This window comes from Ralstonia sp. RRA (assembly GCF_037023145.1).
GTDB lineage: Bacteria > Pseudomonadota > Gammaproteobacteria > Burkholderiales > Burkholderiaceae > Ralstonia.
Genome location: NZ_CP146091.1, coordinates 2,573,986 through 2,594,941, shown reverse-complemented (window position 1 = coordinate 2,594,941; position 20,956 = coordinate 2,573,986). Strand labels below are relative to the sequence as shown.

Genomic DNA, 20,956 nt, shown 5'->3' with positions numbered 1-20,956 from the left:
GGCGTTACTGCTCGGCAGAGGGTTCGACGGGGTGCTGAAGGTGCGGAATCTTGAAGGCGCGGCTGAAGGCGGATAGCTCGCTCTGATGCAGCGCCGCCAGCAGTGCGACCAGGCGGTCACCCTTCTTGCTGAGGTGGACTTCCACCTGGCGCGCGTCGGCGTCGCTCGGGCGTCGCTCGACCAGGCCCGCTTCTTCACAGCGCGTGACCAGTGCCACCGTGCCGTGCGGCGAGGCCTGCAGACGCTCAGCCAGTTCACCGACGGTCGCCCATTCGCGCCCCGCATAGCCCTTGATGTGCAGCAGCAACTGGTATTGCAGCGGCGTGATCCCCTCGGAATGGATCAGGTCTTCGGACGCACGCAGGAAGCGGCGTAGGTGATAGCGGAAATCGGACAGGGTCTCGAAATCCTGCTTGGACAGGGGGCGTGAGGTGGAGGACGACATGGTGTGGCGGTACGTTTCGGGCGAAATATATCACAGCATGACATATGTGAAAAAAGTGACGAATAGACCAATTGCAACGTGAAGGTGCCCTTGGATTGTTGATTGAGATTCAAGAGTCTTTCTTGTCAGAGCGGGTTTATGCGCACAGGCAAAGCCAGCACACTGCGCTCCATTCCTACTGCACTAAGCGGCCATGCCGGTGGTGTGGTGGCTTCAGGAGATCACCAACATGCACGCATCAACCCTCCCACCGTTTGCCGGTAAGACGTTCGAAGTCCGTTACGACGGCCTCACGGCCACCAACGCGTATGCCGAGGACGGCATCCATATGCGCTACGAGATCACCGAAGGGCCGTTTGCCGGTGCCCGCGGCGAGGTTGCCTATACGTGGCAGCCGGTGGCCGACGGCATCTACGCGATTTCATGGCAGGAAGCCGACCGCTCGACGGTGGTCCACATCGACGACTTTGGCGCAGGCACCTCGCGCTCGTTTTTCACGACAGCGTCTCTGGAACTGCACCGCTTGGAAGGCAGCCTGCGCGCGCTCTGAACCGGTCACGATCATGTCTACTTCACTCGACAAACTGACACACGGCGGCTTCAGCATCGGTATCGAGCTGCCGCTCGACAACGATTGGTCCCCCGCAGGCGAAGCCAAACGCCAGCAGGATGGACGCCGCCCCGGCGTGCCAGACATGGAACACCACGCAACCCTGGTGCAACTGGCGGATACGCTCGGCTTCCGCGCCCTCTGGGTGCGGGACGTGCCGGTGTACGATCCCGCGTTTGGCGATGCCGCGCAGGTGTTCGAGGCGTTTTCGTATCTCGGCTACCTTGCGGGCGTCACCCGCGACATTCTGCTCGGTACGGCGGCCGTCGTGCTGCCGCTGCGCGAGCCGCTGTTGACGCTGAAGTCCGCCGCGACGGTGCAAGAACTCAGCCGCGGCCGTCTGCTGCTCGGCGTAGCAAGCGGTGATCGGCCGGTCGAATATCCGCTGTTCAACCGAGACTTCGAATCGCGCGGCGCACGCTTTCGCGACCAGATCGCGATGCTACGCGACGGCGCCCAAGGCAATCTGCCCGCCGGCGTGGAAGTCCTGCCGACCCTGCGTACGCCGCTGCCGTTGCTGGTTGCGGGGCTTGCACAGCAGACACCGGCCTGGATTGGCGCGCACATGGATGGCTGCCTTGCCTATCCGGGCACACCGGCAGACCACGCACAGCGCGCCGCCGCGTGGCGTGCCGTGGCGGGTGACAAGCCGTATGTGAGTTTCATCCACCTTGACCTTGCCGACGATCCGCACATGCCGCTGCAGCGCCACCGCTTTGGCGCACGCGCTGGCCGTATCGCCCTGGCTGAAGAACTGGCGGCGATGCGTGAAGCGGGTGTGCAGCATATCGGGCTGCATTTCCGTCGCAATCGTCGCCCGCTTGCTGAAACGTTTGCGGAAATCGCTGCAGAAGTTCTGCCGATCTTCCATACCCCTACCCCTGTACTGGAGCACGCAGCATGAACCCAACCACCCCTTCCACCGAGCGCAGCAGAGCAACACTGCCGCTGCTTGCGCTCGCCGCCGGTGCCTTCGGCATTGGCACCACCGAGTTTTCGCCGATGGGCTTGCTGCCCGTGATTGCTGACGGCGTGCATGTGTCGATTCCGCAGGCCGGCATGTTGATCAGCGCGTATGCCATCGGCGTGATGGTCGGCGCGCCGATCATGACGCTGCTGCTGGCGCGCTGGCCGCGCCGCAAGGCGCTGATCGCGCTGATGAGCATCTTCACCATCGGCAACCTGCTGTCGGCCGTCGCGCCGGACTACACGACGTTGCTGCTCGCACGACTCGTTACCAGCCTCAACCATGGCGCGTTCTTCGGCCTCGGTTCGGTGGTGGCAGCGAGCCTCGTGCCGCGCGAGAAGCAGGCCAGTGCGGTGGCGACCATGTTCATGGGCCTGACGATCGCCAACGTGGGCGGCGTGCCGGCCGCGACGTGGCTCGGCCAGATGATCGGCTGGCGCATGTCGTTTGCCGCCACGGCAAGTCTGGGCGTGATTGCCATCGCTGGCTTGTTCGCGGCCCTGCCCAAGGGTGAGGCCGGCAAGATGCCTAACCTGCGAGCCGAACTCGCCGTGCTCACGCGACCCGTCGTGCTGGGTGCGCTCGCCACCACGGTGCTCGGCGCCGGTGCCATGTTCACGCTCTACACGTACGTCGCCCCGACGCTTGCGCAACTGACCGGTGCCTCACCCGCGTTCGTGACGGCAATGCTGGTACTGATCGGCATCGGCTTCTCGATCGGCAACATCGCGGGTGGCCGGCTGGCCGATCGCTCGCTGGATGGCAGCCTGATCGGCTTCCTGGTGCTGCTGATCGTGACGATGCTCGCTTTCCCCGTGCTGGCCAAAACGCACCTTGGTGCGGCCGCCGCGCTGCTGGTGTGGGGCATCGCCACCTTTGCCGTCGTGCCTCCGCTGCAGATGCGGGTGATGCGCGCAGCGGCCGAGGCGCCAGGCTTGGCATCGTCGGTCAACGTGGGCGCATTCAACCTTGGCAATGCGCTGGGTGCGGCAGCGGGCGGTGCGGCCATCTCTGCAGGCTTTGGTTATGCGGCTGTGCCGATTGTCGGTGCGGTGATTGCGGCGGCTGGTCTCGCACTGGTTGGCCTGCAGGTCACGCAGCGTCGGACGCGCGTGGTCATGAACCCTTAATTTGATTTCACGGAGCATAGGATGAACAAGATTCCCGCTTTCGGTCTCGGCACGTTCCGCCTGAAGGACCAGGCTGTCATCGATTCGGTGCGCAATGGCCTTGAACTCGGCTATCGCGCGATCGACACCGCGCAGATCTACGGCAACGAGGCCGACGTGGGCGCGGCGATTGCCGGCTCGGGCATCCGCCGCGAAGACCTGTTCCTGACCACCAAGATTTGGGTCGACAACTACGCGAAGGACAAGCTCGTGCCGAGCCTCGAAGACAGCCTCGCGAAGCTGCGCACGGACTATGTCGATCTCACGCTGATCCACTGGCCGGCGCCCAACAACGGCGTGCCTCTCGATGTGTTCATGAACGCGCTGGCGGATGCCAAGGCCAGGGGCCTGACCCGGCAGATCGGTATCTCGAACTTCAACATCGCGCTGACGCAGCAGGCGATTGCCGCCGTCGGCAAAGACGCCATCGCCACGAACCAGATCGAACTGAGTCCGTATCTGCAGAATCGCAAGCTGGTGGCGTTCCTGCAGCGCGAGGGCATTCACGTCACGTCGTACATGACGTTGGCCTACGGTAAGGTGCTGGGCGATCCGGTGATCGGCGCGATCGCGCAGCGGCGTCATGCGACGCCGGCCCAGGTCGTGCTCGCCTGGGCGATGCAGCTTGGCTACTCGGTGATTCCGTCGTCGACCAAGCGCGAGAACCTCGCCAGCAACCTGCTCGCGCAGACGCTGCATCTGACGGACGACGACATGGCCCAGATTGCCGCGCTTGAACGCAATGGACGTGAAGTCTCGCCCGAGGGGCTCGCAGCGCAGTGGGATTGAACGTCGTATCGCCAAAGCAATGAACAAGGCCAAGCAACACGCTTGGCCTTTTCGTTCTTGAGATGGGCTCCGGGGCAACTAGCCGGACTGCCGGGTAGAGGCGTCCTGCGCATCGCCTGCGGTAGGGGTGTCTGCAACGGGCATCGCGCGGCCGCAGCATGGGCATTGCGGTGCGTCGGGGCCGGTGGAGGGTTCGGCTCGCTGCTGGGGGCGGTGGCGCTCCAGCGCAGTGGCGACGAGCTCGGCACCCATGATGCCCGTCGGGAACGCGATGATGCCGTAGCCGAGCAGGATCGCACATGACGTGATCAGCCTGCCCAGCGGCGTTTGCGGGGTGAGGTCGCCGTAGCCGGTGGTGCTCATCGTCACCGCTGCCCAATACACGCCTACCGGGATGCTCGTAATGCCGTTCTCTGGCCCTTCCACCAGATAGATCACCGTGCCCAGGATGACCGTGAGCACGAACATGCCGCCGATGAAGACGAAAATCTTGCGGCGTGCACGGGTGAGGGCGCGCATCAGCGCTTGCCCCTCTTCTTGATAGATCGACAACCCGAGAATGCGGAACACGCGCAGCAGCCGCAGCAGGCGCACGTCAATCAGTGCATGCAGGCTGGGGAAGAAGAACGCGAGATAGGTCGGCAGCACGGACACCAGATCCACGATGCCGAAGAAGCTGCGCGCATAGGCCGCAGGCTTGGGCGCGGTGAGGAGGCGAAACAGATACTCCGCCGTGAACAGCAGCGTGAACGCCCACTCGGTCACGTACAGCGCCTGGCCATACTGCGCGTGAAATTCCTTCACGCTATCGGCCATGACGACGAGCACGCTGGCTACGATCAGCCCCAGCACCACGATATCGAGATTGCGTTGGAACCGTGCCGGGCTGACGGCATCGCTTGCGGCGTGGCGCACGATGCTCACGAGTTTTCGGATCGATGTCTTCATGCGCCCGACTGTAGAAGGCACAAGTCGTAACGCATATCAGAATTGACTGATTTGACGGTGCCCGCCGCGCCAACAGGCCCTAAGGTTGGAGACGATGCTCCACCACGTCTTTGAGGCGCGCGGCGGTGATCTCACCCATGTGCGAATCGACCAGCTTGCCCTGGGCATCGAAGAACAGCGTGGTCGGCAGCCCGCGTGAGCCGAAGGTCTGCATCGCTTCTGATAGCGGGTCGAGCAGCACGTGGTCGAATGACAGCGCTTGCTGCGCGAGGAACTGCTGCACGGTGGGCGCCTGCTCTCCTTGATTGACCATCAGGAAGACCACCCCGGGGTAGTCGGATTGCGCCTGGGCGAGGATTGGCATCTCGCGTCGGCAGGGTGGGCACCAACTGGCCCACAGGTTTAGCACGACGGGTTTGCCGATGGGCTTGTCGAACGACACGGCAGATCCGTCCATGCCTTCCAGCTGCAAGGCAGACAGGGACGGCGTGGCACGCTGCAGCGTCGCCAAGGTGCCTTGTGCCGTGGCCCACGCCAGCATGCCAGCGGCAATGCCGATCAAGGCTGGCCGGCGCAGTGCGCGCGCATGACGCGATTTCCAGAGGATGAGCGCAACGGCGGCCGGCAGCCCGATCCACCAGTCGAACCCGCCGTCACCGATCGCGAGGATGGACCTGGGCGTGGCGAGGTACTCTGGCCACCAGCGCGCGACATAGCCGAGGCGCGCGGCAATCAGGCCAACGAACACGGCATCGAGCAGCAGGTTGGCCGCCGGTTTGCGCGGCTCCTTGCGTTGCATCGATCGTGCAACGAGCCACGCAATCAGGGCTGCCAGCACCACGACAATCACGTGCACTGAGAACGGGCCAACACTCATCATGGGGAATCTGTGGTCAAGATAGGCAATGAGACGCTAGACAACGGACGACACGGGGAGTTCGGCGCGTGCACTTGCGACATCTTGTGGATGCTGCCGCGGGCAACGTCCAAAGAAAAAGCCGCTCCGGAGAGCGGCTTCGACAACTGGGCACAGGGCCCGTCGCCATGTCAGTCGTCCAGCAGCGACAGGTCGCGCACGGCGCCCTTGTCGGCCGACATGACCAGCTTGGCGTACGCCTTGAGCGCAGCCGATACCTTGCGCGGACGCGCCTTGGCGGGCTTCCAACCCTTGGCGTTTTGCTCTTCGCGGCGACGCGCCAGTTCTTCATCGCTCACCAGCACGTTGATCGTGCGGTTGGGGATGTCGATGCGGATCTTGTCGCCATCACGCACCAGGCCGATCGCGCCGCCCGCTGCCGCTTCCGGCGAGCAGTGGCCGATCGACAGGCCCGACGTGCCGCCCGAGAAGCGGCCGTCGGTCAGCAGCGCACAGGCTTTGCCCAGGCCCTTGGACTTGATGTAGCTCGTCGGGTAGAGCATTTCCTGCATGCCGGGGCCACCCTTCGGGCCTTCGTAGCGCACGATCACCACGTCGCCAGCCTTGACCTTGTCGGCCAGGATGTTCTCGACCGCTTCGTCCTGCGATTCGGTCACGTGCGCCGTGCCTTCAAACACCAGGATGCTTTCGTCCACGCCAGCGGTCTTCACCACGCAACCATCCAGCGCAATGTTGCCCGTCAGTACGGCCAGGCCGCCTTCTTTCGAGAATGCGTGTTCGTTCGAGCGGATGCAGCCTTCCGCACGGTCCAGATCCAGGCTCGGCCAGCGCGTGTTCTGGCTGAACGCCACCTGCGTCGGAATGCCGGCGGGGCCCGCGCGGTAGAACGTCTGCACGGCTTCGTCCGAGGTGCGGACGATGTCCCACTGGTCCAGCGCGTCCTTCATCGTGGGCGCGTGCACGGTCGGTGCATCGGTGTGCAGTTTGCCGGCGCGGTCCAGCTCGCCCAGGATGGCCATGATGCCGCCCGCGCGGTGCACGTCTTCGATGTGGTACTTGTTTGTGTTCGGCGCGACCTTGCACAGTTGCGGCACGACGCGCGACAGGCGATCAATGTCCTTCATCGAGAAGTCGATCTCGGCTTCTTGTGCGATTGCCAGCAGGTGCAGGATCGTGTTGGTCGAGCCGCCCATGGCGATGTCGAGCGTCATCGCGTTCTCAAACGCCTTGAAGCCGACCGAGCGAGGCAGCACACGCTCGTCTTCCTGTTCGTAGTACTGGCGGGCCAGCTCAACGATGCGGTGGCCGGCGCGCTTGAACAGTTGTTCGCGGTCTGCATGCGTGGCGACCACGGTGCCATTGCCCGGCAGCGACAGGCCCAGTGCTTCGGTCAGGCAGTTCATCGAGTTGGCCGTGAACATGCCCGAGCACGAACCGCACGTGGGGCACGCCGAGCGCTCGACTTCTGCCACTTCCTCATCGGTGTACTTGGTGTCCGCCGCGATCACCATCGCGTCGATCAGGTCGAGCTTCTTGATCTCGATCGCCTTGGTGACGGGGTTGGCAAGCTTGGTCTTGCCCGCTTCCATCGGCCCGCCCGACACGAAGATCACCGGAATGTTCAGACGCATCGCGGCCATCAGCATGCCCGGGGTGATCTTGTCGCAGTTCGAGATGCAGACCATGGCGTCCGCGCAGTGCGCGTTGACCATGTATTCGACCGAGTCGGCAATGATGTCGCGGCTGGGCAGCGAATACAGCATGCCGTCGTGGCCCATCGCGATGCCGTCATCCACGGCAATCGTGTTGAATTCCTTGGCGACACCGCCCGCAGCTTCGATCTCGCGCGCGACGAGCTGGCCGAGATCCTTCAGGTGCACATGGCCGGGCACGAACTGGGTGAACGAGTTGACGACCGCGATGATCGGCTTCTGGAAGTCTTCGTCTTTCATGCCGGTGGCGCGCCACAGTGAGCGCGCACCTGCCATGTTGCGGCCGGCGGTGGAAGTTTTGGAACGGTATGCGGGCATTGTGGGTACTGAAGAAGGATCGATTGTGGGAGCGGGCCACGCGGATAAAGGCCCTCGCGCGCCCGTGCGATCAACCTCTTGAGCCGTGCCCGGGGCAAAGGTGCGATTATCCCACGTCTGCAGGAGGCGCTGCCTGGCAGGGCGGGCGCCCAATGAAAAAGCCGCTTCTGAATGAACAGAAGCGGCTTGGAATCTGGTGCCCGAGGCCGGAATCGAACCGGCACGCCTTGCGGCGGGGGATTTTGAGTCCCCTGCGTCTACCAATTTCACCACTCGGGCAGGTACAGCTGAGCCGGCAATTATGCCAGAAGTCCGGCCAGCCAAACAAGACGGGCCGGGAAGGGCGCAATCACCCCACTTTTTGCTCGTTCTGCAGCTCAAGTACGCGCAGCAGCGACGCCGTATCGTCATACCCCCAGCCGTTGGCGACCAGCGTATTGAGTTGCGAGGCCACCAGCTCCATCGCCGGCATCTGCAGGCCGAGTTCCTGGGCAATTTCACGCACGAGGCCGAAATCCTTGTCGTGCAGGCGCGCTTCGATGCCGGCGGCAAAGTTGCGCTCGGCCATTTTCGGCCCTTCCATATCGAGCATCCGGCTGCCGGCAAAGCCTGGGCCGATGGCGGCCAGCACGCGCGACGGATCAGTGCCCTGGGCGCGCGCAAACAGCATGGCCTCGGCAATGCCCTGGATGTTGATGACCTGCACGATCTGGTTGCACGCCTTGGCAACCTGGCCCGAGCCATGACCGCCGATGTAGGTGATGGTGGTGCCCAACAGTTGCAGCAACGGGCGCACGCGTTCGAGCACCTCCGGCTTGCCGCCCACCATGATCGACAGTGTGGCCTTCTGCGCACCGCCCGTGCCACCGGAAACCGGCGCATCGAGAAACTCCAGCCCTGCGGCTTCCAGCTCGGCTGCAATGCGGCGCGTGGCCACGGCGGAGATCGTGCTGTGGTCGATACACACCGCGCCGCGCGGCGCACCGTTGACCACGCCATCCGGCCCCAGCAGCACGCCTTCCACATCGGCAGTGGAGGTGACGTTGGTAAAGATGACCTCGGCGTCGCGAGCCGCCTCAGCGGGCGTGCTGCACGGCTCGGCACCGATGGCGCGGGCGTTGTCGGCGGCTTCCGGGCGACGCACATAGACGCGCACGGTGTGGCCGGCAGCAATCAGGTGCTGGACCATCGGCGTGCCCATGTTGCCGAGGCCGATGAAGGCGAGTCGTGTCATGGCGAATCTCTACGGATTGATTTAGCGCGGGCCCGCGTAAGCGAAGCGGCCGTTCGTGATGATGCCCATCACGCGCGAGCGTTGGTCGAAGCCCTGGTGATCCTGGGCATTCAGGTTCAGCACGCCGTTGGGCACCGTCAGGTTCTGCGTGGTTTCGAGCGCATCGCGCAGGGCAGCACGGAAGGCCGGGGTACCGGGCTTGGCCCCGGTCTTGAGCGCACGAGCCGTGGCGTTGTCGAGCAACTGCCAGGCACCCCAGGCATCGCCCGCGAACTGCGTGACGGAGTTGGGGCCGTACTTGGCTTCGTAGCGATCGGCAAATTCTACGGCCACCTTGCGTACCGGGTGGTTGGCCGGCAGTTCGCGTGCCACCACCACCGGGCCGGTCGGGAAGAGGGTGCCTTCCACGTCCTTGCCACCCACCTTCAGGAATTCCGTGCTGGCAATGCCATGCGTCTGATAGATGCGGCCCTTGTAGCCACGCTCGACCAGCGTGCGCTCGGGCAGAGCAGCGGGTGTGCCGGCGCCGGCAATCAGGATGGCGTCGGGTTTGGCGGCCATCAGCTTGAGCGCCTGGCCGGTGACGCTGGCGTCTGTGCGGGCAAAGCGCTCGTTGGCGACGACCTTCAGCTTGCGTACGTCAGCCAGCTTGGAGAACTCGCGCCACCAGCTCTCGCCGTACGCATCGGTAAAGCCGATAAAGCCGACCGTGTGCACGCCGCTGTCCGCCATGTGTTGCGTCACCAACGTCGCCATCTGCGAATCGTTCTGCGGCATCTTGAACGCCCAGCGGCGCTTGGCGTCCTGCGGCTCCACGATGGAAGCCGAGGCGGCCAGCGTGATCATCGGCGTCTGTCCTTCGGCCACGGCATCAAGGGATGCCAGTGCCGTCGGCACGATCGTCGGGCCGACGATCACGTCCACCTTGTCTTCGGCGATCAGCTTGCGCACGTTGCGCACCGCCATCGACGGGTCGGACGCATCGTCCAGCACAATCACCTGCGCGCGCTGCCCACCAATGGTGGCGGGCCACATCTGCACGGTGTTTTTGCTGGGGATGCCGATGGCCGCAGCCGGGCCGGTGGTCGAGAGCACCACACCCACACGGATGTCGGCTTGGGCGGGCAGGGCAATGGCGGCAGCGCTCGCAAAGAGCGCCACGCCATATAACAGGCGACGTCGGGTCGTCATGCAATCTCCGGAAAATTCAGGCTTCAGGCGAATCAGAGTTCGTAGGCTTCGTGCTCGCCAGACATCAGTTGCTCGACCAGCTTGCGTGTGAGCGCTGGCGCAAACAACTCGATGAAGGTGTAGACGAATCCGCGCAGGTACGCGCCCTGCTTGATGCCCAGGTGCGTCACATTGGTGCCGAACAGGTGCCCGGCGGGAATGGCGCGCAGGTTGCGGTCGCGCTCGGGGTCAAAGGCGACGCCAGCCACGATGCCGACGCCCAGGCCCACTTCCACGTAGGTCTTGATGACATCAGCGTCGATGGCCTCCAGCACGATGTCCGGCTTGATCTGGCGCAGCTCGAAGGCATGGTCGATCTTGGGGCGGCCGGCAAAGTGCTGGTCGTAGGTGATGAGCGGATAGCCCTTCAGGTCTTCCAGCGTCAGGTGCTGGCGCGAGAGCAGTGGGTGGTCGGGTGGCGTCACCACCACATGCTGCCACTGGTAGCCTGGGATCGAGATCAGGTCTTTCACATGCGACATGCCCTCGGTGGCGATGGCGATGTCGGCTTGGTCATGCAGCACCATCTCGGCAATCTGCGCGGGCGTGCCCTGCTGAATAGACAGGCGCACCTTGGGGTACTTGCGGGTGAACTCGGCAATTGCCTTGGGCAGCGCGTAGCGCGCCTGCGTGTGTGTGGTGGCGATTGTGAAGTTGCCCTGGTCCTGGGCGGCGTAGTCCTTGCCGACGCGTTTCAGCGTCTCAACCTCTTCCAGCACGCGCTCGACCGAGGCCAGGATGCGGCGCCCCGGCTCTGTGAGACCCCGGATGCGCTTGCCGTGCCGCGTGAAGATATCGACACCCAGCTCCTCTTCCAGCTCGATGATGGCCTTGGAGACACCAGGTTGTGATGTATAGAGCGCTTTTGCGGCCTCGGTCAGGTTGAATTTCTGCCGGACGGCTTCGCGAACGAAACGAAATTGGTGAAGGTTCATGGCTGCGCGATCGGATGCGAAGAAAAGCGAGCGATCAGATCGTTACTTATAACCGAGCCCATATAAACAAACAATTTTTTATTGGTTTGGGATATGAGGCCACTTCATTACGATGCTCGAACTTCGTGATAACACGCCCTCACTGTCCCTTTTCCCCCGCGCTATGACGCTCGCCTATACGGTTTCCGGTTTGCTGGTCGGCCTGTTGGTCGGCCTGACGGGCGTTGGCGGCGGTTCGCTGATGACGCCGCTGCTGACGCTGATGTTCGGCTTCTCGCCGGCCACCGCCGTGGGCACGGATTTGGCGTTCGCGTCGCTGACCAAGGGCGTGGGCACGATCGCGCACCGCAGCCACGGCCATATCCGCTGGGACATCGTCAAGCGGCTCTGCCTGGGCAGCCTGCCCGCCGCGCTGGTGACGGTGCTGGTGCTCAAGAGCGTCGGCACTCTGGATGCGGAGTGGATGCACATCATCCGCGTGACGATTGGCGTGTCGGTCATCCTGACGGTGATTTCGTTGTTGTTCCGCCAGCGCGTGCTGGGCTGGCTGGCCCGCAACCCGCGCTATCGCCTGCAAGGCACGGTACTGGCCGCGGCCACGGTATTCGTTGGCGTGGTGCTGGGCGTGCTGGTGACGGTGTCGTCCATCGGCGCGGGTGCCGTGGGCGCGACGCTGATCCTGATCCTGTACCCCGAATTGAAGAGCGCCGAAGTGGCCGGCACCGACATTGCCTACGCCGTGCCGCTGACCGCCGTGGCGGGCCTCGGCCACATGTACCTGGGCACGATCGACTGGAACCTGCTGCTCTCATTGCTGGTGGGCTCCATCCCGGGTATCTGGCTGGGCGCGCGCCTGTCCAAGAATCTGCCGGAACGTCTGGTGCGCGGCGCGCTTGCCGCCACGCTCACGGTCACGGCCATCAAGCTGGTGTCGTGATGCGTGAAACCGTGCTGACGCCGCTCGCCATGTGTTGCTGCTGTCGCTGATACGACCCCAGCAGCCACACAACGAACCGTTTCCCCCAATTGAATCGCATGCCGGCACAGACCGGATTGGACTGAACAGTCATGTACCAATACGACGCTTACGATCACCGCCTTGTCGCCGACCGCGTTGAGCAGTTTCGCGACCAGGTGCGCCGCCGTATCTCGGGCGAACTGACGGAAGAAGAGTTCCTGCCGCTGCGCCTGCAGAACGGCCTGTACTACCAGCGCCACGCCTATATGCTGCGCGTGGCGATTCCGTACGGTCATCTGCGTGCCAACCAAATGCGCATGCTCAGCCACATCGCTGCTGAACACGACCGCGGCTACGGCCACTTCAGCACGCGCCAGAACATCCAGTACAACTGGATCAAGCTGGAAGAGGTGCCGGACATCCTGAGCAAGCTGGCCTCGGTGGAAATGCACGCCATCCAGACCTCGGGCAACTGCATCCGCAACATCACGACCGACCAGTTTGCTGGTGTGGCGCCGGATGAGGTGATCGATGCGCGCCCGCTGGCGGAAATCCTGCGGCAATGGTCGACGTTCATCCCCGAATTCGCCTTCTTGCCGCGCAAGTTCAAGATCGCCGTGTCGGCCTCGCGCGAAGACCGCGCTGTGACGCAACTGCACGACATCGGCGTGTATGCATATGAGAAGGATGGCCAGACGCTGTTGCGCATCCTGGCCGGCGGCGGCATGGGCCGTACGCCGATCCTGGGCGCGATCATCAAGGAAGACCTGCCTTGGCAGCACCTGCTGTCGTACATCGAAGCCGCTGTGCGCGTGTACAACCGCCATGGCCGCCGCGACAACAAGTACAAGGCGCGCATCAAGATTCTCGTGAAGGCCATCGGCGCGGAAGAATTTGCCCGCCAGGTGGAAGAAGAGTGGCAGCACATCAAGGACGGCCCGTCGACCATCACGCAGGCCGAGTTCGACCGCGTGGCGCAATGCTTCGCGCCGCCCGCGTATGAAAAGCTGGCCGACACCGACGCTGGCTATGAAAAGGCGCTGCTGGAGAACAAGGCGTTCGCGCGCTGGGTGAGCCGCAACGTGCATCCGCACCGCGTGCCGGGCTATGCCGCTGTCACGCTGTCGCTCAAGCCAGGCGCTGCACTGCCTCCGGGCGATGCCACGGCCGAGCAGATGGCACTGGTGGCCGACTGGTCTGAGCGCTTCGGTTACGGTGAACTGCGCGTGGCGCATGAGCAGAACCTGATCCTGCCGGACGTGAAGAAGCACGATCTGTTCGACCTTTGGCAACTCGCCAAGGAACACGGCATGGCCACCGCCAACATCGGCCTGCTGACCGACATCATTGCGTGCCCGGGCGGCGATTTCTGCTCGCTGGCCAACGCCAAGTCGATCCCCATCGCACAGGCGATTCAGGCGCGTTTCGACGATCTCGATTACGTGCACGACCTGGGCGAGCTGTCGCTCAACATCTCGGGTTGCATCAACTCGTGCGGCCATCACCACGTCGGCAACATCGGCATCCTGGGTGTCGATAAGCACGAAGAAGAGTGGTACCAAGTGTCGCTGGGTGGCGCGCAGGGCAACGACTCGGCGATCGGCAAGATCATCGGCCCGTCGTTCAAGGCGGAAGAAATGCCCGACGTGATCACACGCATCATCGACACCTTCGTCGCCAACCGCGCGGAAGACGAACGCTTCATCGACACCTACAACCGCATCGGCATGGCCCCGTTCAAGGAACGTGTCTACGCCCGTGAAGAAGCCTAATTGCCGAGGGAAACGAACATGAGCAAGATCATCAAGCTGCAAAACGGTGCCCCGCAAATCGTGGCCGATGAATGGACGGTGCTGCGTGCACCCGAAGGTGGTGAACTGACGCAAGCCGATGTGGATGCCGCCACGCACGCCATCGTGCCGCTGGCCTTCTGGCAAGCCAGTCGCGACGCGCTGCTGACGCGTGCGCGCGCCGGCACGCTGGCCGTGTGGCTGGCTCCGGACGACGAGCCGTTTGCGCTGGAAGCTGACCTGCCGAACCTGCCGCTAGTGGCGGTGGATTTCCCCGTATTCCGCGATGGTCGCGGCTACAGCACGGCGTTCCTGCTGCGCCAGCGCCTGGGCTTCACGCGTGAGCTGCGCGCCATCGGCGACGTGCTGCGCGATCAGCTCGACTTCATGCGCCGTTGCGGTTTCGACGCCTACGCTGTGCGCGCCGACAAGAGCATCGACGATGCGCTGCACGGCTTCGGCGAGATCAGCGTGCGCTACCAGGGCGCCGTCGACGAACCGCGCCCGCTGTTCCGCCGCGAGCGTGCGACCGAGGCGAGCGCAGCATGAGTGATACGCAAGACATCGCCGTGTCCGAAGTGCCGGTGTCCGCAATCGGGCGGCCGGTGCTGTGGACGCGCCCCGTCTACACCGGCACCGCCGAAGGCCTGGCCGCCAAGGAAGCCGCGCTGTTCGAGCGCCTGGCCGAGATTGCCGCCAAGCACGGTGTGGCAAAGTTCGCCACCAGCCTGGCCGCCGAAGACATGGTCGTGACGGATGCGATTCTGCGCAGCCCCGAAGCTGTGCGGGCGCACCTGCCGATCTTCACGCTGCAGACCGGCCGCCTGCATGCCGAAACGCTGGCGATGCTGGATCGCATCCGTGAACACTACGGCTATGCGGTCGAGCAATACGCACCGGACGCCCGCGCAGTGGAAGCCTACGTGCGTGACAACGGCCTGAATGCGTTCTACGACAGCATCGAACTGCGCAAGGCTTGCTGCAACATCCGCAAGGTGGTGCCGCTGAATCGCGCGCTGAAGGATGCCGATGCATGGCTGACCGGCCAGCGCCGCGAGCAGGCCGTCACCCGTGCCGACCTGCCGTTTGCCGAAGACGACGACGCCCGCGGCATCGCCAAGTACAACCCGCTGTTCGACTGGTCCGAGCCTGAAGTCTGGGCCTACCTCGAGCAGCACAACGTACCTACCAACGCGTTGCACGACAAGGGCTACCCGAGCATCGGCTGTGAGCCCTGCACGCGCGCGGTGCGCGCTGGCGAAGATGTGCGCGCCGGTCGCTGGTGGTGGGAATCGCGCGACAGCAAAGAATGCGGTTTGCATGCGACCAACGTGTCGCAAAAGAGCTAAGGAAAGGAACATGGGAGTCATGAGCGAAATCCCCGGCACGGCACTGACGCCCGTGCAGAACGAGCACCTCGACTGGCTGGAAGCCGAGTCGATCTACATCATTCGCGAGGTGGTGGCCGAGTGCCGCAACCCGGCGCTGCTGTTCTCGGGCGGCAAGGATTCGATCGTCATGCTGCACCTGGCGCTCAAGGCCTTCCGACTGGGCGATCGCAAGATCGAACTGCCGTTCCCGCTGGTGCACATCGACACGGGCCACAACTACCCGGAAGTGATCCAGTTCCGCGACCAGCGCGTGGCTGAACTGGGCGCGCGTCTGGTGGTCGGCCATGTGGAAGACTCCATCAAGCGCGGCACAGTGCGCCTGCGCAAGGAAACCGATTCGCGCAACGCCGCACAGGCCGTCACGCTGCTGGAAACGATCGAATCGCACGGCTTCGACGCCCTGATGGGCGGCGCCCGCCGCGATGAAGAGAAGGCGCGCGCCAAGGAGCGCATCTTCTCGTTCCGCGACGAATTCGGGCAGTGGGATCCGAAGGCTCAGCGCCCGGAACTCTGGAGCCTGTACAACGCCCGCATGGCGCAAGGCGAACAGATGCGCGTGTTCCCGATCTCCAACTGGACGGAGCTCGATGTGTGGCAGTACATCGCCCGCGAGAACCTCGCCCTGCCGCCGATCTACTACGCGCATCAACGTGAAGTCGTGCGCAAGAACGGCCTGCTGGTGCCCGTCACGCCCATCACGCCCAAGGCCGACGGCGACGAGAGCGAAGTCCTGTCGGTGCGCTTCCGCACCGTGGGCGACATCAGCTGCACGTGCCCGGTGGCGAGCACCGCTGCCACGCCGGCCGAGATCATCGCCGAGACGGCCATCACCGAGATCACCGAACGCGGTGCCACGCGCATGGACGACCAGACGAGCGAAGCCTCGATGGAAAAGCGCAAGAAGGAAGGGTATTTCTGATCATGAGCAACCAAACATCACACCAAGGGCTGCTGCGCTTCATCACCGCCGGTTCCGTCGACGACGGCAAGAGCACGCTGATCGGCCGTCTGCTGTACGACAGCAAGGCCGTGCTGTCCGACCAGCTGCAAGCGCTCACGCGCGCCAAGAACAAGCGCACCGCTGGCGAAGACATCGACTTTTCGCTGCTGACCGACGGCCTGGAAGCCGAGCGCGAGCAGGGCATCACGATTGACGTGGCGTATCGCTATTTCTCGACCGCGCGCCGCAAGTTCATCATTGCCGACACGCCGGGCCACGAGCAATACACGCGCAACATGGTGACGGGCGCATCGACCGCGCACGCCGCCATCATCCTGATCGACGCCACGCGCGTGACGACCGTGGATGGCAAGGCGCAATTGCTGGCTCAGACGAAGCGCCATTCGGCCATCGTCAAGCTGCTGGAACTGCAACACGTGATCGTGGCCGTCAACAAGATGGACCTGGTCGACTACAGCGAAGCGCGCTTCAACGAAATCCGCACCGCTTACGACGCACTGGCCGCACAGCTGGGCCTGAAGGATGTGCGCTACGTGCCGGTGTCGGCCCTGCGCGGTGACAACATCGTGCACGCGTCCGAAGCCATGCCGTGGTACCAGGGTGAGCCGTTGCTGGCGCTGCTCGAAGACCTGAAGGTGGAAGAGACGGCGCCCACCGGCGACGACGCACTGCGCTTCCCGGTACAGCTCGTGGCGCGCCAGGATGGCTCGCAGGCCGATGATTTCCGCGGCTACATGGGCCGTGTGGAAGCCGGTACCGTGCGCGTCGGCCAAGCCGTGCGCGTGCTGCCTGCCAACCGCGAAACGACGGTTGCCGAAGTGCTGACGCCCAATGGTTCGGCCGATTCCGCCGGCCCCGGCGAGACCATCACCGTGCGCCTGGCGGACGATGTGGACATCTCGCGCGGCGACACCATCGTCGCAGCGCCCACCACAGCCACCAACGCCGCCAAGAAGCTGCATGCCGACCTGTGCTGGTTCGACGAACACGAACTGAACCCGGCCCGCAAGTACGTGCTCAAGCACACGACGGCCACCGTGTTCGCACGTGTGTCGGAAGTCGAGCGCGTGCTGGACGTGCATACGCTGTCGCACGAAACCGGCCGCAAGCAGATTGCGCTGAACGACATCGGTACCGTCAACATCAGCCTGCAGAAGCCGATCGTCTGCGACGCCTATGGTGATAATCCCGCCACCGGCGCGTTCATCCTGGTGGACGAAGCCACGCACCATACGGTGGCAGCGGGCATGATCCGTGCATTTTCCTAAAGTGAAGGGGCGCCGCGTGTCGCAAACTCGCCTGCGCCCCGCAGGAAAAAGCAAAGGAAGCTAGGCAAATGGAAGCGAAGACCCACAAGACACTTGGCCACGTGAGCCTGATTGGTGCGGGCCCCGGCGCCGCGGACCTCATCACGGTGCGCGGTGCACGGCTATTGGGCGAAGCCGAGGTCGTGCTGCACGACGCACTGGTCTCGCCCGAGGTCTTCCAGTATTGCCCGCAGGCCGTGCTGATTGCCGTCGGCAAGCGTTGCGGCAAGCGCTCGACCGCGCAGCGCTTCATCAATCGCCAGCTCGTCGACTTGGCGACCAAGTACCAGCGCGTGGTGCGCCTCAAGGGCGGTGACCCGATGTTGTTTGGTCGTGCGGATGAGGAATTGCAGGCGCTGGAACAGGCCGGGATCGACTACGAAGTCGTGCCGGGCATCACTGCGGCGCTGGCCGCAGCATCCGCGATTCGCCAGCCGCTGACCAAGCGCGGCGTGGCCCGCAGCGTGGCGTTCGTCACCCAAGCCAAGGCGGCCGACCCGGACACACCGCAGCCCGAGGGTGTGACGCCCGAAGCTGCCGCACAGGCCGATTCGCTCGTCTACTACATGGGCCGCGACCAGGCCGCCTCCATTGCGGCTGACTTGATCGCTCGTGGCCGTGCGCCTTCCACGCCCGCGTGGGTGGTTGAAGCCGCCACCACGCCCGAGCAACGCTCGGCGTGCTTCACGCTGCAGCAGATGGCCGAGGGTGCTGCGGCCGCGTGGATCAACCCGGAACACCCAAGCCTGCTGATGATTGGCGACGCGTTTGCCGCGCGCGCAACGAACGCTGCGCCGGAAGTGTTTTCCAGCGAGCCCCACGTTCTAGCCGCCTGAGCATCGCTTAGAACGCCAGCGCGATTTTCCCAAAGACTTTCCCGGCTTCCATCATCCGGAACGCCTCCGGCGCGTCCTGCCACGGCAGCACCTGATCGACGATCGGGTGCAGGCCGTGCAGCGCCAGCGCCCGGTTCATCGACTCAAATGACGCCCGCGAACCGACCGATGCCGGCCGGATCACCGCCTTGCGCGCAAAGATTTCCAGCGGACTCACGCTGCCTTCACGCCCAGCCAGGTAGCCGACAAGGTGGATCTGCCCACCGACCCGCAGCGCCTTCAGCGAGCGCTGAAACGTACCCCCGCCACCCACTTCGATGACGTGATCGACACCGCGGCCGTCCGTGCACGCGAGCACCGCTTCGTGCCAGTCCGGCGTGGTGCGGTAGTTGATCGTGTCGGATTCGGGCACACCAAGCGTCTGCACGCGTTCCAGCTTTGCGTCGCTGCTCGAGAGCACGATAGGGCGCGCTCCGGCCATCAGCGCGAACTGCACCGCAAACATCGACACGCCCCCCGTGCCCTGCACGAGCACCGTTTCGCCCGGCTGCAGGTTGCCCGCTTCGATCAGGGAGTGCCGTGCGGTGAGCCCGGCGCAGGGCAGGGTGGCGGCTTCGGTATCGCTCAGGTGCGGTGGCACCACCACTGCGCCGCCCGCATCCAGGCGGATGGTGTCAGCCAGCCAGCCGTCGATGGGGCCGCCGAGCATGCGGCGCGTGTCGGCGTTGCGAAAGTCGCCGCCGTCCCAGCGCTGCCAGAACGTGCCGGCGACACGGTCACCCGTGCGCACGCGCGTCACGTTGCCACCAACGGCCACCACCTCGCCTACGCCGTCGGACAGCGGAATCAGCGGCAGCGGAAAGCGCGTGAAGAACTTGCCGGAAACGATCTCCAGGTCGCGGAAGTTGAGCGAGGCCGCGCGCGTGCGCACGATGATTTCGTCGGGGGCGGGCGTGGGGTCGTCGCGCTCAATGGCGCGCAGGGCGTCGATGCCGTAACCGTCGGTCAGTGCCAGAGCTTTCATGGTGTCCTCGTGGTTGTTGGGAGAGGAAAGCAACGCAAAAGCGCGTCTGGCGATACTGTGGCCTGTTGCTTAAGATGAATCCAATTCAATTTGTTCAGAGAAAACATAACGATTGGGAATGTCGTCATGCTTGAAGAGATGCGTACCTTCGTGTTGCTGGCGCAGACCGGGTCGATCGCCCGCGTGGCCGAGCACCTGCCGCTCACGCAGCCGGCCGTCACCAAGCAGATCCAGCGGCTGGAGCGCGCGCTCGATACCGTGCTGTTCGACCGGCGCGTCAAACCGTTCCGGCTCACCGCCGAGGGCGAGGCGGTGCTGGCGCGCTGCCGCACCATCGTTGGTGAATTCGAGGCGCTGCGCAGTGCCGTGCGTGCCACCGGCGAGCCCGAGGGCGCGCTGCGTGTGGGTGTCAGCCATGCGGTGAGCGATGCGCGGTTTGCACGCCTGTTGTCGAGGCTGCGATTGCGCTATCCGGGCGTGTCATTCCGCCTGAGCTGCGAGTGGGGCGGTGTGCTGCGCGAGCGCCTGAAGCGCGCCGAGCTGGACGTCGCGTTGTGGCTGGCACCGTCCAACGCGCGTGGCCATCACGCCGATGCGGACATCCGCGTGATCGGCACGGAGCCCGTCAGCCTGATTGCTGCGCCCTCGCGCAAGCTGCCGCCGACGTTGTCGATGGCGCAAGTCACGGACGAGGCCTGGGTATTGAATCCGGCGGGCTGTGAGATGCGGGCGTGGCTGCTGGGCCGCTACGACGCCGATCGCCTGACGCCGAATGTGGCCGCTGAAGTGCAATCCGTGCCGCTGCAGCATGCGCTGGTGGCGGAGGGCTTCGGGCTCGGGTTCGCACCCGTGCGGCTGATCGGGCCGCAGCTTGCCGAGGGCATGCTATCGGTGCACAAGCTCACCTCGGCCCCATCGGAATGGGACGTCTGCGTGCAGCGTGCGCCGTCACTGGGGCGGCTGGCGCGGGTAGTGGATGCGCTCGAATCGGCGATGTCCACCGAGGCCGCGGCGGCGCGTTAATCACCTAACCCCTTTTTCGGACGCCTGCGATGCCGCACGTCATCATCGAGTACACCGCCAACGTTGAAGTTGATGCGCGCATTCCCGAGCTGATGCGCCTGCTCAACGGTGTGCTGATCGGCCATGCCGATGTGTTTCCGACCGGCGGCATCCGCACACGCGCGCTACGCCTGGACCAGTACCGCATGGCAGACGGTGCTGAGGACGATGCCTTCATTCACGTGGTATTCCGCATCAAGGCCGGTCGGCCCAAGGCTGTGACGGGGCCGATCTGCGCGGAATTGTTCGCTGCCCTGCGCGCGCATCTGGCCGACGTGTTTGCGCGCCGCAATCTCGGGCTGACGCTAGAGTTAGAGGAGTTCGACACCCACGGTTTCCATGTGGGGAACAACGTGCACGCGCGCTTCGTGCAGGCGACAGAACCGCAATAAG

21 protein-coding genes and 1 tRNA gene are annotated in these 20,956 nt (G+C 64.4%); 13 read left to right on the top strand and 9 right to left on the bottom strand.

Translation table 11 applies throughout. The features are described 5' to 3' along the window. Positions 1 to 4: 4 nt before the first annotated feature. Positions 5 to 445 (bottom strand): helix-turn-helix domain-containing protein, encoded by a 441-nt coding sequence (locus tag V6657_RS12560; protein WP_048934561.1) that lies wholly within the window; start codon positions 443 to 445, stop codon positions 5 to 7. Positions 446 to 674: 229 nt separating this feature from the next. On the opposite strand from V6657_RS12560, the gene V6657_RS12555 reads away from it, so the two are divergent. The 4 genes from V6657_RS12555 to dkgB are packed head-to-tail and all read left to right on the top strand — an operon-like array spanning position 675 to position 3,980. Beyond that, positions 675 to 995, top strand: a complete 321-nt coding sequence (locus V6657_RS12555) for a hypothetical protein (RefSeq protein ID WP_048934666.1) — start codon at positions 675 to 677, stop codon at positions 993 to 995. A 13-nt stretch (positions 996 to 1,008) separates the two neighbouring features. Next, positions 1,009 to 1,959 carry a TIGR03571 family LLM class oxidoreductase gene (locus V6657_RS12550; RefSeq protein WP_048934562.1) on the top strand — a complete coding sequence of 317 codons (951 nt, stop codon included), beginning with the start codon at positions 1,009 to 1,011 and terminating at the stop codon, positions 1,957 to 1,959. Further along, the gene (locus tag V6657_RS12545) at positions 1,956 to 3,152 is read left to right on the top strand and encodes an MFS transporter (protein WP_048934563.1); all 1,197 of its coding nucleotides are present in this window, start codon (positions 1,956 to 1,958) and stop codon (positions 3,150 to 3,152) included. The genes V6657_RS12550 and V6657_RS12545 overlap by 4 nt, the downstream gene beginning before the upstream one ends. A gap of 21 nt (positions 3,153 to 3,173) precedes the next feature. After that, on the top strand, positions 3,174 to 3,980 hold the full coding sequence (gene dkgB / locus V6657_RS12540; RefSeq protein ID WP_048934564.1) for a 2,5-didehydrogluconate reductase DkgB: 807 nt from the start codon (positions 3,174 to 3,176) through the stop codon (positions 3,978 to 3,980). A 78-nt stretch (positions 3,981 to 4,058) separates the two neighbouring features. Here dkgB and V6657_RS12535 read toward each other — a convergent pair whose 3' ends face one another. The 7 genes from V6657_RS12535 to V6657_RS12505 all read right to left on the bottom strand — a co-directional run bounded on the left by V6657_RS12535 (position 4,059) and on the right by V6657_RS12505 (position 11,234). Then, the gene (locus tag V6657_RS12535; protein ID WP_048934565.1) at positions 4,059 to 4,928 is read right to left on the bottom strand and encodes an ion transporter; all 870 of its coding nucleotides are present in this window, start codon (positions 4,926 to 4,928) and stop codon (positions 4,059 to 4,061) included. A 79-nt stretch (positions 4,929 to 5,007) separates the two neighbouring features. Continuing rightward, positions 5,008 to 5,808: a TlpA disulfide reductase family protein gene (locus tag V6657_RS12530; RefSeq protein WP_048934566.1), complete on the bottom strand. Its 801-nt coding sequence runs from the start codon at positions 5,806 to 5,808 to the stop codon at positions 5,008 to 5,010. Between the two features lie 167 nt (positions 5,809 to 5,975). Beyond that, entirely contained in the window at positions 5,976 to 7,835 is a 1,860-nt protein-coding gene (gene ilvD / locus V6657_RS12525) for a dihydroxy-acid dehydratase (RefSeq protein WP_048934567.1), read from the bottom strand. Positions 7,836 to 8,029: 194 nt separating this feature from the next. Then, positions 8,030 to 8,114, bottom strand: a tRNA-Leu gene (locus tag V6657_RS12520). A 70-nt stretch (positions 8,115 to 8,184) separates the two neighbouring features. Then, positions 8,185 to 9,069, bottom strand: a complete 885-nt coding sequence (locus tag V6657_RS12515; RefSeq protein ID WP_048934568.1) for an NAD(P)-dependent oxidoreductase — start codon at positions 9,067 to 9,069, stop codon at positions 8,185 to 8,187. 21 nt (positions 9,070 to 9,090) lie between these two features. Beyond that, positions 9,091 to 10,260: an ABC transporter substrate-binding protein gene (locus V6657_RS12510; protein WP_048934569.1), complete on the bottom strand. Its 1,170-nt coding sequence runs from the start codon at positions 10,258 to 10,260 to the stop codon at positions 9,091 to 9,093. Between the two features lie 32 nt (positions 10,261 to 10,292). Continuing rightward, a complete protein-coding gene (locus V6657_RS12505) occupies positions 10,293 to 11,234 on the bottom strand; it encodes a CysB family HTH-type transcriptional regulator (RefSeq protein ID WP_048934570.1) in 942 nt (313 codons plus the stop codon). Between the two features lie 163 nt (positions 11,235 to 11,397). On the opposite strand from V6657_RS12505, the gene V6657_RS12500 reads away from it, so the two are divergent. The 7 genes from V6657_RS12500 (at position 11,398) to cobA (ending at position 18,477) form a co-directional block, all read left to right on the top strand. After that, positions 11,398 to 12,171: a sulfite exporter TauE/SafE family protein gene (locus V6657_RS12500; protein WP_048934571.1), complete on the top strand. Its 774-nt coding sequence runs from the start codon at positions 11,398 to 11,400 to the stop codon at positions 12,169 to 12,171. A gap of 131 nt (positions 12,172 to 12,302) precedes the next feature. Beyond that, positions 12,303 to 13,964, top strand: coding sequence for a nitrite/sulfite reductase (locus tag V6657_RS12495; protein ID WP_048934572.1), 1,662 nt, complete (start codon positions 12,303 to 12,305; stop codon positions 13,962 to 13,964). Positions 13,965 to 13,982: 18 nt separating this feature from the next. Then, positions 13,983 to 14,531: a DUF934 domain-containing protein gene (locus V6657_RS12490; RefSeq protein ID WP_048934573.1), complete on the top strand. Its 549-nt coding sequence runs from the start codon at positions 13,983 to 13,985 to the stop codon at positions 14,529 to 14,531. After that, positions 14,528 to 15,331: a phosphoadenylyl-sulfate reductase gene (locus V6657_RS12485; protein WP_048934574.1), complete on the top strand. Its 804-nt coding sequence runs from the start codon at positions 14,528 to 14,530 to the stop codon at positions 15,329 to 15,331. The genes V6657_RS12490 and V6657_RS12485 overlap by 4 nt, the downstream gene beginning before the upstream one ends. 10 nt (positions 15,332 to 15,341) lie before the next feature. Then, positions 15,342 to 16,292: a sulfate adenylyltransferase subunit CysD gene (gene cysD / locus V6657_RS12480; protein WP_048934575.1), complete on the top strand. Its 951-nt coding sequence runs from the start codon at positions 15,342 to 15,344 to the stop codon at positions 16,290 to 16,292. 2 nt (positions 16,293 to 16,294) lie between these two features. After that, complete coding sequence (locus V6657_RS12475; protein WP_048934576.1) at positions 16,295 to 17,602, top strand: sulfate adenylyltransferase subunit 1; 1,308 nt, start codon at positions 16,295 to 16,297, stop codon at positions 17,600 to 17,602. Between the two features lie 68 nt (positions 17,603 to 17,670). Further along, entirely contained in the window at positions 17,671 to 18,477 is an 807-nt protein-coding gene (gene cobA, locus V6657_RS12470; RefSeq protein ID WP_048934577.1) for a uroporphyrinogen-III C-methyltransferase, read from the top strand. A 7-nt stretch (positions 18,478 to 18,484) separates the two neighbouring features. Here cobA and V6657_RS12465 read toward each other — a convergent pair whose 3' ends face one another. After that, the gene (locus V6657_RS12465) at positions 18,485 to 19,501 is read right to left on the bottom strand and encodes an NAD(P)-dependent alcohol dehydrogenase (protein WP_048934578.1); all 1,017 of its coding nucleotides are present in this window, start codon (positions 19,499 to 19,501) and stop codon (positions 18,485 to 18,487) included. 126 nt (positions 19,502 to 19,627) lie between these two features. On the opposite strand from V6657_RS12465, the gene V6657_RS12460 reads away from it, so the two are divergent. Together V6657_RS12460 and V6657_RS12455 are read left to right on the top strand one after the other, a co-directional pair. Further along, entirely contained in the window at positions 19,628 to 20,524 is an 897-nt protein-coding gene (locus tag V6657_RS12460) for a LysR family transcriptional regulator (protein WP_048934579.1), read from the top strand. Positions 20,525 to 20,553: 29 nt separating this feature from the next. After that, positions 20,554 to 20,955, top strand: a complete 402-nt coding sequence (locus V6657_RS12455; protein ID WP_048934580.1) for a 5-carboxymethyl-2-hydroxymuconate Delta-isomerase — start codon at positions 20,554 to 20,556, stop codon at positions 20,953 to 20,955. Position 20,956 lies beyond the last annotated feature (1 nt).

Excerpts from the sequence above, each read along its gene's own strand:
- V6657_RS12455 (WP_048934580.1), top strand. The coding sequence starts at position 20,554 with ATGCCGCACGTCATCATCGAGTACACCGCCAACGTTGAAGTTGATGCG.
- V6657_RS12535 (WP_048934565.1), bottom strand. The coding sequence starts at position 4,928 with ATGAAGACATCGATCCGAAAACTCGTGAGCATCGTGCGCCACGCCGCA.
- V6657_RS12560 (WP_048934561.1), bottom strand. The coding sequence starts at position 445 with ATGTCGTCCTCCACCTCACGCCCCCTGTCCAAGCAGGATTTCGAGACC.
- cysD (WP_048934575.1), top strand. The coding sequence starts at position 15,342 with ATGGGAGTCATGAGCGAAATCCCCGGCACGGCACTGACGCCCGTGCAG.
- V6657_RS12500 (WP_048934571.1), top strand. The coding sequence starts at position 11,398 with ATGACGCTCGCCTATACGGTTTCCGGTTTGCTGGTCGGCCTGTTGGTC.
- V6657_RS12555 (WP_048934666.1), top strand. The coding sequence starts at position 675 with ATGCACGCATCAACCCTCCCACCGTTTGCCGGTAAGACGTTCGAAGTC.
- V6657_RS12530 (WP_048934566.1), bottom strand. The coding sequence starts at position 5,808 with ATGATGAGTGTTGGCCCGTTCTCAGTGCACGTGATTGTCGTGGTGCTG.
- V6657_RS12495 (WP_048934572.1), top strand. The coding sequence starts at position 12,303 with ATGTACCAATACGACGCTTACGATCACCGCCTTGTCGCCGACCGCGTT.
- dkgB (WP_048934564.1), top strand. The coding sequence starts at position 3,174 with ATGAACAAGATTCCCGCTTTCGGTCTCGGCACGTTCCGCCTGAAGGAC.
- cobA (WP_048934577.1), top strand. The coding sequence starts at position 17,671 with ATGGAAGCGAAGACCCACAAGACACTTGGCCACGTGAGCCTGATTGGT.
- V6657_RS12475 (WP_048934576.1), top strand. The coding sequence starts at position 16,295 with ATGAGCAACCAAACATCACACCAAGGGCTGCTGCGCTTCATCACCGCC.
- V6657_RS12550 (WP_048934562.1), top strand. The coding sequence starts at position 1,009 with ATGTCTACTTCACTCGACAAACTGACACACGGCGGCTTCAGCATCGGT.
- V6657_RS12485 (WP_048934574.1), top strand. The coding sequence starts at position 14,528 with ATGAGTGATACGCAAGACATCGCCGTGTCCGAAGTGCCGGTGTCCGCA.
- V6657_RS12510 (WP_048934569.1), bottom strand. The coding sequence starts at position 10,260 with ATGACGACCCGACGTCGCCTGTTATATGGCGTGGCGCTCTTTGCGAGC.
- ilvD (WP_048934567.1), bottom strand. The coding sequence starts at position 7,835 with ATGCCCGCATACCGTTCCAAAACTTCCACCGCCGGCCGCAACATGGCA.
- V6657_RS12460 (WP_048934579.1), top strand. The coding sequence starts at position 19,628 with ATGCTTGAAGAGATGCGTACCTTCGTGTTGCTGGCGCAGACCGGGTCG.
- V6657_RS12515 (WP_048934568.1), bottom strand. The coding sequence starts at position 9,069 with ATGACACGACTCGCCTTCATCGGCCTCGGCAACATGGGCACGCCGATG.
- V6657_RS12545 (WP_048934563.1), top strand. The coding sequence starts at position 1,956 with ATGAACCCAACCACCCCTTCCACCGAGCGCAGCAGAGCAACACTGCCG.
- V6657_RS12505 (WP_048934570.1), bottom strand. The coding sequence starts at position 11,234 with ATGAACCTTCACCAATTTCGTTTCGTTCGCGAAGCCGTCCGGCAGAAA.
- V6657_RS12465 (WP_048934578.1), bottom strand. The coding sequence starts at position 19,501 with ATGAAAGCTCTGGCACTGACCGACGGTTACGGCATCGACGCCCTGCGC.
- V6657_RS12490 (WP_048934573.1), top strand. The coding sequence starts at position 13,983 with ATGAGCAAGATCATCAAGCTGCAAAACGGTGCCCCGCAAATCGTGGCC.